The organism is Pseudomonas sp. NY15435, from assembly GCF_048068295.1.
In the GTDB taxonomy this organism is placed as follows: domain Bacteria; phylum Pseudomonadota; class Gammaproteobacteria; order Pseudomonadales; family Pseudomonadaceae; genus Pseudomonas.
The window spans coordinates 436,786-450,613 of sequence record NZ_JBLUQA010000006.1; the positions used below are offsets into that span (position 1 = coordinate 436,786).

Here is a 13,828-nt window from a genome sequence, read left to right on the forward strand (position 1 = left end):
CTTGCTGTCAAACGAACGCCCGCCAGCCGGCGGGCGTGTTGCAAGGACTCGAATCCATGACCTCGATGCGTTGGCATCTGCCTCTGCTGCTCAGCCTGGCCATCGCCAGCGCCCCGGCCTGGTCGGCCGGCGGCAATGAAACCCTGTTCAACTTCGTCAAGCCCATGGCCGTGGTCACGGTCACCACGCAGAACGCCGATTTGCCCAGTTCCACCGCCGAGGCCACGCCCGAAGGCGAGATCCTGCGCCGGGTGAACTTCAACCCCGCGCCGCAGCCGACCCTGCGCCTGGCACCCTCGAACGGCAGTTGGGACTGGTCCCAGGCCGACAGCGTCAGCCTCCGTATCCAGAACGCCATGGACTGGGCCATCACCCTGGAAGTGGAAATCGAAGGCGTCGCCGGCGCTCCCGGCCTGCGCGCCAGCATTGCCCTGCCGCCGGGGCCGGCGCAGACGCTGGTGATCCCGCTGCACGCCATCGCCCCGGAAGATTTCGGCATGCGCGCCGGCGCGCCGATGCCGGTCACCCAGGATGGCCAGCGCCTGCTGCTGGCGAGCAAGGTCACTGGCGAGCTGAATCGCAGCCAGGTCGGCGCGGTGAAGCTGTTCCTGACTTCGCCCAAGGCGGCGCAGGACATTCTCGTCGGCCGCTTCGGTACCCGTGCCGGCAACGACGAATACCACAAGGCCTACGCCGGCATCGTCGACAGCTTCGGCCAGTCCACCCGCAGCGACTGGCCGGAAAAGGTGAAGAGTCCTGAGCAACTGGCCAGCGCCTGGAAAGCCGAAGGCGAGCAACTGAGCAAGTGGAAACCGGGGGCCGGCCGCGATGCCTTTGGCGGCCTGCTCGATGGCCCGGCCTTCGAAGGCACTGGTTTCTTCCGCACCGAGAAGCGCAATGGCCGCTGGTGGCTGGTGACGCCGGAAGGACATTCGTTCTGGTCCATGGGTGTCAACGCGGTGAACGCCGACAGCAGTCAGACCTACGTTGAAGGCCGCGAATACATGTTCGCCAGCCTGCCGAAGGAAGACGAGCCGTTGGCCGCCTTCTACGGTCAGCGCGACGATCGCAGTGGCGTTGGCGCCCAGCAGGGCCGTGCCTTCGGCAATGGCCGCTGGTTCGATTTCTATGCCGCCAACCGCTTCCGCGCCGACGGTGGACTGACCGGCGACGCCGCGGCAGCCGCCTGGCGTGAGCGCACCGTGCAGCGCCTCGCTTCCTGGGGCTTCAACACCCTGGGCGACTGGAGCGATCCGGCCTTCGCCGATGATCCGCGCATGCCCTACAGCGTGCCGCTGTCCATCAGCGGCGACTACGCCACGGTCAGCACCGGCTACGACTGGTGGGGCGCCATGCCCGACCCGTTCGACCCGCGCTTCGCCATGGCCGCCGAACGCGCCATCGCCATCGCCGCACGCGATCACCGCGAGGACGCCTGGCTGCTGGGCTACTACGCCGACAACGAACTGGCCTGGGCCGGCCGGGGTGACGACGACGTGGCGCACTTCGCGCTGGCCTTCGGCACACTCAAGCTGTCCACCGACAGCCCGGCCAAGCGTGCCTTCATCAAGCAGCTCAAAGACAAGTACGAGGACCACGAGCAGCTCGTCGAGGCCTGGGGCGTGCAGCTGGGCTCCTGGGAAGACCTCGATGCGCCGGGCTACCAGGCGCCGATGCCGAGCGAGGCACACCCGGCCATCGCTCAGGACTACAGCGCCTTCCTGCGCCTTTACGCCGACCAGTACTTCAAGACCCTGAAAGACTCGCTGCAGTGGCATGCGCCGAACCACCTGCTGCTCGGCCCGCGCTTCGCCGTCAGCACGCCGGAGGCGCTGGCCTCCTGCGCGAAGTACTGCGACATCCTCAGCTTCAACCTCTACGTGCCGCTGCCGCAGCAGGGCTTCGACAGCAACTACGTGCGCAGCCTGGACAAGCCGGTGCTGATCACCGAATTCCATTTCGGCTCCCGCGATCGCGGGCCGTTCTGGGGCGGCGTCGCCGAGGTGTACAACGAACAGCAGCGCGGCGAGGCGTACCAGCGCTTCCTCGCCGAGGCGGCGAAGGAGCCGAACATCGTCGGTGCGCACTGGTTCCAGTACCTCGACCAGCCGGTGACCGGCCGCCTGCTCGACGGCGAGAACGGCCATATCGGCCTGGTCGGCATCACCGACCTGCCGTTCACCGGCTTCGTCGACGCCGTGCGCAAGGCCAACCAGCAGACGTTGAAAGGCATCGACGAGCAGGCCCGCGCCGCCGCCAAGGTGGCGCCGGAACCCGCGCCCAAAGCCGAGCCGGCTGACGACGACAGCGACGATGAGGAAGAAGCATCGCAGTGAGGGTGCGGCGATGATCCGACATTCGTGAGACCACACCCTGCCTTCGGCAGGGTTCCCAGGGGCGGAGCGCGCTGAAAGAATGGCGTCTTCGCCCCTGCTCATTTCCGGAGTTTGAGATGACCCTGAACGGCCACTGTGATCCGCGCTTCACTCCCGTTGCCGATGCCTTCAGCGCGCTGTTCGAAGACCCGCAGGAGCGCGGCGCGGCGCTGTGCATCCAGGTCGGCGGCGAGACGGTGGTCGATCTCTGGGCCGGCAGCGCGGGCAAGGAGCCGGGTCAGGATTGGCAGGCCGATACGCTGCTCAACCTGTTCTCCTGCACCAAGACCTTCGCGGCTGTCGCCGCATTGCAACTGGTGGGGGAGGGACGGCTGGATCTGGACGCGCCGGTGGCGCGCTACTGGCCGGAATTCGAGCAGGCCGGCAAGCAGGGTCTCACCGTGCGCCAACTCCTCTGCCATCGCGCTGGCCTGCCGGCGATCCGTGAGCCGCTGGCGCCTGAGGCACTGTATGACTGGTCGACCATGACGGCCGCGCTGGCCGCCGAAACGCCCTGGTGGAAGCCCGGTGCCGAACACGGCTATGCACCCATCACCTACGGCTGGCTGATCGGCGAAGTGATCCGCCGTGTAGACGGCCGCGAGCCGGGCGCCGCCATCGTCGAACGTACGGCGCGGCCGCTGGGGCTGGATTTCCACATCGGCCTGGATGACACCGAGTTCCACCGCGTGGCACACATTGCTCGTGGCAAGGGCAACCTGGGCGATGCCGCGGCGCAACGCCTGCTGCGCACCATGATGACCGACGCCGCCGCACTCTCCACCCGCGCCTTCACCAATCCGCCCTCGGTGCTCACCAGCACCAATAAGCCGGAATGGCGGCGCATGTCGCAACCCGCGGCCAATGGCCACGGCAATGCGTGCTCGCTGGCCGGTTTCTACAACGGTTTGCTGCAGGGCAAACTGCTGGATGACGCGCTGCTGGCCGAGCTCACCCGCGAGCATGCCGTTGGCGAGGATCGAACGTTGTTGACCTGTACGCGCTTCGGTCTGGGTTGCATGCTTGACCAGCCAAGCGTGGCCAACGCCACCTACGGCCTCGGCCCGCAGGCCTTTGGTCATCCGGGGGCCGGTGGCTCCATCGGCTTCGCCGATCCGGACCGCCAGCTGGCTTTCGGCTTCGTCGTCAACACCCTTGGCCCCTACGTGCTGATGGACCCGCGCGCCCAGCGCCTGGCGCGCCTCGCCGGCGACTGCCTGTAGCGACGAGCGGGAGGAACCTTCCTCCCGCCGCACCTTCTTAAGGTCGTCCGCTTTTGCCGTCGCGCTTGCGAGGTGTGACGGCGTTCTCCTGGGCGCAGACATGCGCCGCTCGTCAGTTCGGGATTAAAATCTCGTTCCAACTGAGTAAGTTATGTACAACTCTTAAGCTGATTGCTGAAGTCAGGGGCTGCCGCCTGTCGGCCGCGCCCGGCCTCTCTTCATGTTCCGACTTATGGAATCGCCCCCATGAACCTGCTGTTCTCGAATTCGCTGAAAGTCTCCACCCTTGCCCTGTGCGTCGGCCTTTCCGCCTGCAGCCAGTTCCAGTCCCAGGCCCCGGCCAATGCCCCGGAAAGCACCGCGGCTGCAGCCAAGCCCGCTGCCGGTAGCGGACACTGGTGGTGGCCCTTCGGCGGTGATGAGGAAGTGACCGCCGCAGCGCCCGCTCCGGAGAAGAAGCCGGTAGTGGCGCCCAAGGTCGCCGAGGCTGGCAGCAAGCAGCCCGGTGGCCACTGGTGGTGGCCGTTCGGAGTGAGCGACAGTGCACCGGGCGCCGGGAATGCCGCCAAGCCGCAGGACACCAAGGTCACCAAGGAGTGGCTGGATCAGCACGAGAAGTCCCTGCGTGCAGCAGTAGCCGGCAGCAAGTTCACCGTCGAGCGCCGTGAGGACGCCCTGGTGCTGATCGCCCCAGTGGAAGGTTCCTTCAACCCCAAGCGTCCTGAGCTGCTGCTGCCGATTACCCTGGCACCGCTGGGCAACGTGGCGAAGATGCTGCAGAACGATCCGGAAAGCGGCGTGCTGGTGCTCGGCCACAGCGACAGCTCGGGCGACAAGCTGACCAACGACAAGGTCAGCCTGCAGCGCGCCCAGGCGGTCTCCTCGATCTTCCGCCTGAGCGGCTTGGGCGCCGACCGCCTGCGCCTGAAGGGCGTTGGCTCCAGCCTGCCGCGCGCCGACAACGCCAGCGCCGAAGGCCGTGCGCTGAACCGCCGTGTCGAAGTGCTGGTGACCCAGCGCACCAGCCTGCTGGCGCTCGCCCAGGCCAACTGATCCTCAACACGCAAAGCGTCATTCCGGGCGGAATGACGCTTGTCGTGGATCAAGCGCGAAGGCGTAACTCTGGATAAGCTTAAGGACTTCTTCTGCAGGAGATTTCCGATGGCCCAGACCCTGGCCGATATGCGCCGCGAATACACCCGTGACGGACTGACCGAGACCCAGGCCCCCGCCGAACCCTTCACCCTGTTCAATCAGTGGTTCGAAGACGCGGTGAAGACCGAGCAACTGCCGGTCGAACCCAACGCGATGATGCTTGCCACCGTGGACGCCGACGGCCAGCCACACTGCCGTGTGCTCCTGCTCAAGGGCTTGGACGAGCGCGGTTTCACCTTCTTCAGCAACTACGAAAGCGCCAAGGGCCAGCAACTCGGAGAAAACCCGCGCGCAGCCATGACCTTCTTCTGGCCGGCGCTGGAGCGCCAGGTGCGCATCGAGGGGCGGGTCGAGAAAGTCTCCGCCGAAGAATCCGCCGCCTACTACCGCGTGCGCCCATTGGGCAGTCGCCTGGGTGCCTGGGCCTCGCCGCAGAGCCGGGTGATCGACGGCCGTGGCGAACTGGAGCACCTGCTGGCCGAGACTGAGCAACGCTTCGCCGACAGTGCGCCGAGTTGCCCGGATTTCTGGGGTGGCTACCGCCTGTTGCCGAGTCGTATCGAGTTCTGGCAGGGCCGTCCGAGCCGCCTGCATGATCGCCTCAACTACCGCGTCGAGAACGGCACCTGGGTGCGCGAGCGCCTCGCTCCCTGAACCTCTTCCGAAGATGAGCAGGGTGTAGGAGCGGACTTTGTCCGCGATGATTTCCGGCGCGAATCGGACCCATCGCGGACAAAGTCCGCTCCTACGCACCTCGGGAAAACCGTGCGGCGGTGTAGGATGCCCTCCATCCTCCCGCACAACGGACCGTCCCCATGAAAGTCGTTATCGCCCCCGACTCCTTCAAGGAAAGCCTCTCCGCCCCCGGGGTCGCCGAGGCCATTTCTCGCGGCTGGCTGCGCGCACGGCCCGGCGACGAAACCCTGCTGCGACCGATGGCTGACGGCGGTGAGGGTACGGTGGACGCGGTGTTGGCGGCGCGGCCGGGGGAGCGCCGCGAGTTGGAAGTCTGCGGCCCGCTGGAGCAGCCGGTGAGAGCCCACTGGGGCTGGCTGGAGGACGCCACTGCAGTCATCGAGATGGCCGCCGCCAGCGGCCTGCACTGGGTGCCGGAAGGTCAGCGCGATGCCACCCGTACCACCAGTCGTGGCACGGGAGAGTTGATTCGCGAGGCGCTGGATGCTGGTGCGAAGAAGATCATCATCGGCCTGGGCGGCAGCGCCACCAACGACGGTGGACTGGGTTTGCTGCAGGCGCTCGGTGTGAGTTTCCGTGATGGCCAGGGCAATGAGTTGGGCGCCGGCGGCGCTCGGCTCGCGGACCTGGAGCGCATCGACCTGTCGAACCTCGACCCGCGACTGGGCGATGTCGAGGTCGAAGTGGCCGCCGACGTGAACAATCCGCTCTGTGGCCCGCATGGCGCCTCTGCGGTATTCGGCCCGCAAAAGGGCGCGAACCCGGCGCAGGTGCAGCAGCTGGACGGCGCGCTCAAGCGCTTCGCCGAAGTCGCGGCGCTGGCCCTCGGGCAGGATCACAGCCTGTTCCCCGGCGTCGGTGCAGCGGGTGGTCTGGGCTTCGCTTGCCGGGCCTTCCTCAAGGCGCGCTTCCGTCCGGGCATCGAGCTGATCGCCGAGTTGTCGGAGCTGGAGTCGGCGTTGGCCGGCGCCTCGCTGGTCATCACCGGGGAAGGGCGGCTGGATGGCCAGAGCCTGCACGGCAAGACGCCGGTGGGCGTGGCTCATGTGGCGCGGCGTGCGGGTGTGCCGGTGATCGCGCTGGCGGGCAGTGTGGGCGAAGGGCTGGCCGAATTGCGCGAAGTCGGAATCGAAGCAGCGTTCAGCCTGGCGCCGGGGCCGATCACTCTCGCTGATGCCTGCGCGCGGGCGGCGCAGGAATTGGAAAACCGCGCCGAAGCCCTGGCGCGCTTCTGGTCGCTGGCTCAGGCCGCGCGGTAATCGTCTGCGGCGCGCTGCAGCCAGTCGGGCAGGTCGCGGCGCTTTACCTTCTCGCGCTTGGCATCGGCCAGGCGTTGCAACAGATAGACACGCTTCTGCGGATCATCGCCGGCCAGCGACAGCGCCAGGTCGCGATCCATCCAGCGACGGATGCGCCAGTAAATCCACCAGTGGAAATACAGGCCGGCGGCGGTGGTGACGACGATGATGAAATAGTCCAAGCGGGATGCTCCTTCTGCGGATGCCAGGCTAGCGCATCCGGGTGTACGAAAAACTGAGCCAAAGCAGGCGTTTTCCGTCGAAGTGGCACAAACTGTACAAAAGCTGAATCGAGATCAGCTGTTTCATGACCTGGCGTGACAGGCGGGCTGTCGTCGGAGTCTAATAGTCGTAGCCCTACTCGGAGGTTCCCTAATGCGTAAAACTGCCCTGATCGCCGTGACTTTCGCTGCCCTGGCCATGACCCTCGGCGGTTGCCAGTCCAGCCTGACCGGCGACACCTATACCCGTGAAGAAGCACGCACCGTGCAGAATGTTCGCATGGGTACCATCCAGGCCCTGCGCCCCGTGAAGATCGAAGGCACCAAGACTCCGATCGGCTCCGTTGCCGGCGCCGCGGTCGGCGGTATCGGCGGCAGCGCCATCGGTGGCGGAAAGGGTAGCTATGTCACCGCGATCATCGGTGCCGTGGCCGGCGGCCTGCTCGGTGCAGCCACCGAAGAAGGCCTGACCCGCACCCAGGGCGTGGAAATCACCGTTCGTGAAGACGACGGCAGCACCCGCGCCTACGTCCAGCAGGTCGACGAAGGCGCCGTGTTCCGCGTTGGCGAGCGCGTGCGCATCCTGACCGTCAACGGTACCAGCCGCGTCGCCCACTGACCGGCAACGGCTGCCCACCCTGGCAGCCAGCGAAACCCAGCGCGCGACAGTCGTTTCGACTGTCGCGCGCTATCGTTTGGGAGATCGGAATTCCGGCGCAGCTCAATGCGGGCGCGGCTCAGACTTGTATTTTCGTAATACTTCAATCCATGACGTGTAATCGATAGATATGGATAATCGTCGCCGTTGCAAGCCGGCCGCCTTCGCGCGGTGTTGTTTGTCTGGACGCCGCCCGGCGGTGAAAAGGAGTGGGTCATGACGTTGGCGCTGATCATCGCGCTGCCTTTCTTCGGGGTATTGCTGCCGCTGCTGGCTGAGCGTTTCGGCCGTACCGCCTGCGCTGCCGCCACTGGGCTGGTGCCGCTCGCGGGGTTGATCCTGCTGCTGGGCCAGCGCTCGGTGCTGAGTGGCGATCCGCACATCCAGCGCGTGGACTGGTTGCCGGAGCTGGGCCTGAACCTCAGCCTGCGTCTGGACGGCCTGGGTTTCCTGTTCGCCCTGCTGATCCTCGGCATCGGCCTGCTGGTGATCCTCTACGCCCGCTATTACCTGTCGGAGAAGGAGCCCGCCGGGCGCTTCTTCGCCTTCCTGCTGCTGTTCATGGGCGCCATGCTTGGTGTGGTGCTCAGCGAAAACCTGCTGCTGATGCTGGTGTTCTGGGAACTGACCAGCCTGTCGTCGTTCCTGCTGATCGGCTTCTGGGGCCATCGCTCGGATGCGCGCAAGGGCGCGCGGATGGCGCTCGCGGTGACCGGTGGCGGCGGCCTCGCGCTGCTGGCCGGTATCCTGCTGATCGGCCATGTGGTTGGCAGCTTCGAACTCTCCACCGTGCTCGGCGCCCGCGAGGTGCTGCAGGCCAGCCCGCTGTTCCCGCTGGCGTTGTGCCTGGTGCTGCTGGGCGTGTTCACCAAATCCGCACAGTTCCCGTTCCATTTCTGGCTGCCCCATGCGATGGCGGCGCCGACGCCGGTGTCGGCTTACCTGCACTCGGCGACCATGGTGAAGGCCGGCGTCTTCCTGCTGGCGCGCCTGTATCCGCTGCTGTCGGGCAATGACCTGTGGTTCTACCTGGTCAGCCTTACCGGCCTGGCGACCCTGCTGATGGGCGCCTTCATCGCGCTGTTCCAGAATGACCTCAAGGGCCTGCTGGCGTATTCCACCATCAGCCACCTGGGCTTGATCACTTTGCTGTTCGGCCTGGATTCGCCCATGGCCAATGTCGCGGCGATCTTCCACATCATCAACCACGCCACCTTCAAGGCCTCGCTGTTCATGGCCGCCGGGATCATCGACCACGAGACCGGCAGCCGCGACATGCGTCGTATCAACGGCATGTGGAAGTACATGCCGCACACCGCCGTGCTGGCGATGGTGGCGTCGGCGTCGATGGCGGGCGTGCCGCTGCTCAACGGTTTCCTCAGCAAGGAAATGTTCTTCGGCGAGACCCTGGCGCAGAACATGATGGGCAGCTTCAACTGGCTGATCCCGGCGCTGGCCACCGTCGGCGCGCTGTTCTCGGTGAGCTATTCGGTGCGCTTTATCCACGACGTGTTCTTCAACGGCGAGCCGATCAATCTGCCCAACCCGCACCCCCACGAGCCGCCGCGCTACATGAAGGTGCCGGTGGAAATCCTCGTGCTGATCTGCCTGCTGGTCGGCATCATGCCGGGCATCATCGTCGGCCCGCTGCTGGCGGGAGCCGCCGCGTCGAGCCTGAACGGCGCGCTGCCCGAGTACAGCCTGGCGATCTGGCACGGCTTCAACGCGCCGCTGGCCATGAGCTTCGTCGCCACCGCCGGCGGCGTGTTGCTCTATGTGCTGCGCAAGCCGCTGTTCGACTGGTACGCCGGGCTGCCGGCGATGGATGCCAAGCTGGTATTCGAGCAGCAGGTACAGCGTGTGGTGCGCTTCGCCGCGCGCATCACCGGTTACCTGGAGAACGGCTCGCTGCAACGTTATTCGATGCTGCTGGTACTGGCCGCCGTGGTCGTCGTGTTCGCAGGTCTTGCGCCGTTGCCCGGCATCCAGGGCGACCTTGCACAGACGCCGCTGGACGGCATTACTGCGCTGGGCCTGGTGCTGCTGGCGATCGCCGGGCCGCTCACCGTCTGGTTCCACCGTCAGCGCCTGACTGCGCTGGTCATCCTCAGCATCGCCGGCCTGCTGGTGGCGCTGGCCTTCGCCCGCTTCGCCGCGCCGGACCTGGCGCTCACGCAGCTGTCGGTGGAAGTGGTGACCATGGTCCTGCTGATGCTGGCGCTCTACTACCTGCCGGCACGCACGCCGAAGACTTCCAGCAGCCTGCGCCGCTTGCGCGATTTCCTGATCGCCCTGGGCGCCGGCCTGATGGTCACGCTGCTGACCTACGCCGTGCTGACTCGGCCGTACGACAGTATTGCCGGCTACTACTTGGAGAACAGCGTTTCGGGTGGCGGCGGGCACAACGTGGTGAACGTGATCCTGGTCGACTTCCGCGGTTTTGATACCCTCGGCGAGATCACCGTGCTGGCGATTGCCGCGGTTGGCATCTTCGCACTGCTCGACGGCCTGCGCCTGCTGCGCCGCGACGGCGATGAAGATGGCCGCGCCTGGGCGAAGGACCGCTTCCCGCCGATCCTTGCCACGCTATCGCGCCTGCTGTTGCCGTTGGCGCTGCTGGTCTCGGTATTCATCTTCCTGCGCGGGCACAACCTGCCCGGCGGCGGCTTCATCGCCGGGCTGATCACGTCGGTCGCGCTGATCCTCCAGTACATCGCCTGCGGCAGCCGCTGGGTGAGCACGCGCCTGCCGCTGGACTACGGCCGTCTCGCTGGCCTCGGTGTGCTGATCGCCGGGCTCACCGGGTTGGGCGCCTGGTTCTTCGGCTTCCCGTTCCTCACCTCGGCGTTCGGCCATTTCCATATCCCGCTGGTGGGTGAGATCGAACTGGCCACTGCCATGCTGTTCGACCTGGGCGTGTACTTCACCGTGGTCGGTGCGACGCTATTGATCCTCTCGGGCCTTGGTTCGGTCACTGCACCACCGGAGCCGCTGTTGTCCAAGGAGGCGCCCTGATGGAAGCGCTGTTCGCCATCGCCCTCGGCCTGCTGACCGCCAGCGGCGTCTACCTGCTGCTGCGGGCGCGCACTTTTCCTGTCGTACTCGGGCTGACCCTGTTGTCCTACGCGGTGAACCTGTTCCTCTTCGCCATGGGCCGGCTGGCCGGCGACCCGGCGGTGATCGGCAAGGTCGCCAATGCCGGTGACCCGATCCCCCAGGCGTTGGTGTTGACCGCCATCGTCATCGGTTTCGCCATGACCGCCTTCGTCATCGTGCTGGCCCTGCGCGGGCTGGCGGATACCGGCGGCGATCATGTGGATGGCGGTGATGGCCACGAAGGAGAGCAGAGCCGATGAACCACTGGCTGATACTGCCCGTCCTGCTGCCGCTGTTCGCCGGCTGCGCGCTGCTGCTCATGGGTGAGCGCGCGCAGCGTGGGCTGTCGCTGCTCGCGACCCTGGCGTTGCTGCCGCTTTCCGCCGTATTGCTGCAACAGGCCGACAGCGGCGTTGTGCAGTTCTATGCGCTGGGCAACTGGCAGCCGCCGTTCGGCATCATCCTGGTGCTGGACCGCCTCAGCGCGCTGATGATCGCTGCCACCGCGCTGCTTGCCAGCCTCGCGCTGATCTACGCGGTGCGCGGGGATGACCGGCGCGGCAAACGTTTCCACGCACTGTTCCAGTTCCAGTTGCTCGGATTGAATGGCGCCTTCCTCACCGGCGACCTGTTCAACCTCTTCGTGTTCTTCGAAATCCTGCTGATCGCCTCCTATGCACTGCTGTTGCATGGTGGCGGGGCAGGGCGGGTGCGCGCGGGTGTGCATTACGTGGTGCTCAACCTGGTCGGCTCGGCGTTCTTTCTCATCGCCGTGGGCACGCTCTACGGCATCACCGGCACGCTGAACATGGCGCACATGGCCGAGCGCGTGGCGCAACTGAGCGCCGAGCAGGCGCCGCTGGTGCGGGCGGCTGCACTGTTGCTGCTGGTGGTGTTCGGCCTCAAGGCGGCGCTGCTGCCACTGTACTTCTGGTTGCCCAAAGCCTATGCCGAGGCCAGCGCGCCGGTGGCGGCGCTGTTCTCGATCATGACCAAGGTGGGCATCTATTCGATCCTGCGCGTGTACACGCTGATCTTCGGCGACCAGGCCGGCGAGCTGGCGAATCTGGCGCAGGCCTGGCTGTGGCCGCTGGCGCTGGCCGGTATCGCGGCCGGTGCGCTGGGTGCGCTGGCGGCGACCACGTTGCAGGGGCTGCTTTCGTACCTCGTGGTGGTCTCCGCCGGCACGCTGCTGGCGGCCATCGCGCTGGGCACGCCGGAGGCACTCTCTGCCGCACTCTATTACCTGCTGCACAGCATCTGGGTGGCGGGCGGCCTGTTCCTGCTCGCCGACCTGATCGCACGCCAGCGCGGCGACAAAGGCGGCCAGCTGGTCCGAGGGCCGGCCCTGTTGCAGCCGCACCTGCTGGGCGGGGCTTTCTTCTTCGGCGCCATTGCCGTCGCCGGCTTGCCGCCGCTGTCTGGTTTCCTCGGCAAGCTGATGCTGCTGCGCTCGGTGAGCGGTGGCAGCGAAGCCATCGTGCTCTGGAGCGTGGTGCTGGTCAGCGGGCTGGTGACCATTATCGCCCTGAGCCGCGCCGGCAGCACGCTGTTCTGGCGCACCGGGCTGAGCGTGCTGGGCAGTGCCGATCGTGAGCCGGTGAAGATGCTGGCGACCTTCGGCCTGCTGGCCAGCGCACCACTGATGGTGGTCGCCGCGCGGCCGCTGATCACTTATGCACAGGCCACGGCCGCGCAGTTGCTGGACGCCGGGCTCTACCGCCAGGCGATCCTGCTGGGAGGTGGCGCATGATCCGGCGCGTCCTACCACACCCGCTGCTCAGCGGCATGCTGCTGCTGAGCTGGCTGCTGCTGGTCAACGATTTCTCCCTCGGCCACTGGCTGCTCGGCGCTTTCCTCTGCCTGAGCATTCCGCTGCTGTGCCGCAATCTGCTGCTGGCCGCGCCGCGCATCCAGCGGCCGGGCTTGCTGGTGCGTTTTATCGGCCTGGTGCTCTACGACATAGTCGTGGCCAACCTGCAGGTGGCGAAACTGGTGCTGGGGCCGAAGGCGAATCTGCGCCCGGGCTTCGTGGAAATACCGCTGGAGCTGACCGATGATCTGGCCATCAGCATCCTTGCCAGCGTCATCACCCTGACCCCGGGCACCTGTTCCGCTGACCTGTCCGCCGACCGTCGCACGCTGCTGGTCCACGGCATCGACGTACCCGATCCACAGGCGCTGGTGGCGGACATCAAGGCTCGCTATGAGGCGCCGCTGAAGGAGGTGTTCCCGTGCTCGGCATCGTGATCCCGATCTGCCTGGCGCTGCTGGGCATCGCCGTGCTGCTCACCGTGGCGCGGCTGATCCGCGGGCCGTCGGTGGCGGACCGCATCCTCGCGCTGGATACCCTGTCGATCAAAGCCATCGCGTTGATCGTGCTGTTCGGCATCTGGAAGGGCAGCGGCCTGTACTTCGAGGCGGCGCTGCTGATCGCGGTGATGGGCTTCGTCAGCACCGTGGCGCTGTGCAAGTTCCTCCTGCGGGGAGACATCATCGAATGATCATTGAAGCGTTGGTGTGCCTGCTGTTGCTGGCCGGCAGCCTGTTCGCCCTGCTTGGCGCCATCGGCCTGTACCGGTTGCCGGACTTCTACACGCGTCTGCATGCGCCGACCAAGGCCTCGACCCTCGGCGTGGGCGGAATCGTCCTGGCTTCGCTGCTGTATTTCAGCACGCGTGGCGAAGGCGTCAGCCTGCATGAAATCCTGATCACCGTGTTTCTCTTCATCACCGCGCCGGTGAGCGCGCACCTGCTGGCCAAGGCGGCGATGCAGCAGCGTGTGCCGGTGGAGCGGGGGACCAAGGGCAAGCCCTGGGACTGATCCCTGCCTGGCTGTAGCGGACCTTGTTCGCGATGCATTTGGGTTAGGAGTTCTGCGCCGCTTCGGCGTGCGTGGAGGTATTGGGTTTCGCCCCCTCGGGCGACCTACTTTGCCAAACGACGGATGGCCGCCCCACGCAAAGTAGGCAAAGGTCTTGCCCCAATCATCCGGTTTTTCGCTTAGGCGAAAAATTCCCTCGTTGAATCGAAGTTTCTGGGGCACGCCCCGACGGGCCATCCCTGGCCCATCGGGGCTCTCGCGACATCCATGTTGCTCAACCCC

Annotated in this window: 13 protein-coding genes; 12 read left to right on the top strand and 1 reads right to left on the bottom strand. The window is 66.3% G+C overall.

What is annotated here, in order from left to right; translation table 11 throughout:
• Positions 1–56: 56 nt before the first annotated feature.
• The 5 genes from ACNFH5_RS17430 to ACNFH5_RS17450 all read left to right on the top strand — a co-directional run bounded on the left by ACNFH5_RS17430 (position 57) and on the right by ACNFH5_RS17450 (position 6,708).
• Positions 57–2,336 (top strand): beta-galactosidase, encoded by a 2,280-nt coding sequence (locus tag ACNFH5_RS17430; protein WP_416748012.1) that lies wholly within the window; start codon positions 57–59, stop codon positions 2,334–2,336.
• A 116-nt stretch (positions 2,337–2,452) separates the two neighbouring features.
• Complete coding sequence (locus ACNFH5_RS17435; RefSeq protein ID WP_416748014.1) at positions 2,453–3,598, top strand: serine hydrolase domain-containing protein; 1,146 nt, start codon at positions 2,453–2,455, stop codon at positions 3,596–3,598.
• A 246-nt stretch (positions 3,599–3,844) separates the two neighbouring features.
• Positions 3,845–4,651, top strand: a complete 807-nt coding sequence (locus ACNFH5_RS17440; protein WP_416748017.1) for an OmpA family protein — start codon at positions 3,845–3,847, stop codon at positions 4,649–4,651.
• Positions 4,652–4,759: 108 nt separating this feature from the next.
• Positions 4,760–5,407 (top strand): pyridoxamine 5'-phosphate oxidase, encoded by a 648-nt coding sequence (gene pdxH / locus ACNFH5_RS17445; RefSeq protein WP_416748019.1) that lies wholly within the window; start codon positions 4,760–4,762, stop codon positions 5,405–5,407.
• A gap of 161 nt (positions 5,408–5,568) precedes the next feature.
• Complete coding sequence (locus ACNFH5_RS17450; RefSeq protein ID WP_416748021.1) at positions 5,569–6,708, top strand: glycerate kinase; 1,140 nt, start codon at positions 5,569–5,571, stop codon at positions 6,706–6,708.
• On the opposite strand, the gene ACNFH5_RS17455 is transcribed toward ACNFH5_RS17450, so the two are convergent.
• Positions 6,693–6,929, bottom strand: coding sequence for a hypothetical protein (locus tag ACNFH5_RS17455; protein ID WP_416748023.1), 237 nt, complete (start codon positions 6,927–6,929; stop codon positions 6,693–6,695). The two genes, ACNFH5_RS17450 and ACNFH5_RS17455, sit on opposite strands and share 16 nt — an antisense overlap.
• 193 nt (positions 6,930–7,122) lie before the next feature.
• Between ACNFH5_RS17455 and ACNFH5_RS17460 the strand changes: the two genes are divergently transcribed.
• From ACNFH5_RS17460 to ACNFH5_RS17490, 7 genes are all read left to right on the top strand, one after another.
• Complete coding sequence (locus ACNFH5_RS17460) at positions 7,123–7,587, top strand: glycine zipper 2TM domain-containing protein (protein ID WP_045209875.1); 465 nt, start codon at positions 7,123–7,125, stop codon at positions 7,585–7,587.
• 255 nt (positions 7,588–7,842) lie between these two features.
• Positions 7,843–10,641 carry a monovalent cation/H+ antiporter subunit A gene (locus ACNFH5_RS17465; RefSeq protein WP_416748025.1) on the top strand — a complete coding sequence of 933 codons (2,799 nt, stop codon included), beginning with the start codon at positions 7,843–7,845 and terminating at the stop codon, positions 10,639–10,641.
• Positions 10,641–10,982: a Na+/H+ antiporter subunit C gene (locus ACNFH5_RS17470; RefSeq protein WP_205339531.1), complete on the top strand. Its 342-nt coding sequence runs from the start codon at positions 10,641–10,643 to the stop codon at positions 10,980–10,982. The genes ACNFH5_RS17465 and ACNFH5_RS17470 overlap by 1 nt, the downstream gene beginning before the upstream one ends.
• Positions 10,979–12,475, top strand: a complete 1,497-nt coding sequence (locus tag ACNFH5_RS17475) for a monovalent cation/H+ antiporter subunit D (protein WP_416748027.1) — start codon at positions 10,979–10,981, stop codon at positions 12,473–12,475. Before ACNFH5_RS17470 ends, ACNFH5_RS17475 begins: the two co-directional genes overlap by 4 nt.
• Positions 12,472–12,972: a Na+/H+ antiporter subunit E gene (locus tag ACNFH5_RS17480; RefSeq protein WP_416748029.1), complete on the top strand. Its 501-nt coding sequence runs from the start codon at positions 12,472–12,474 to the stop codon at positions 12,970–12,972. The genes ACNFH5_RS17475 and ACNFH5_RS17480 overlap by 4 nt, the downstream gene beginning before the upstream one ends.
• Positions 12,957–13,226 (top strand): K+/H+ antiporter subunit F, encoded by a 270-nt coding sequence (locus ACNFH5_RS17485; protein ID WP_416748031.1) that lies wholly within the window; start codon positions 12,957–12,959, stop codon positions 13,224–13,226. Before ACNFH5_RS17480 ends, ACNFH5_RS17485 begins: the two co-directional genes overlap by 16 nt.
• On the top strand, positions 13,223–13,546 hold the full coding sequence (locus ACNFH5_RS17490) for a Na+/H+ antiporter subunit G (RefSeq protein WP_416748033.1): 324 nt from the start codon (positions 13,223–13,225) through the stop codon (positions 13,544–13,546). The genes ACNFH5_RS17485 and ACNFH5_RS17490 overlap by 4 nt, the downstream gene beginning before the upstream one ends.
• Positions 13,547–13,828: the final 282 nt, after the last annotated feature.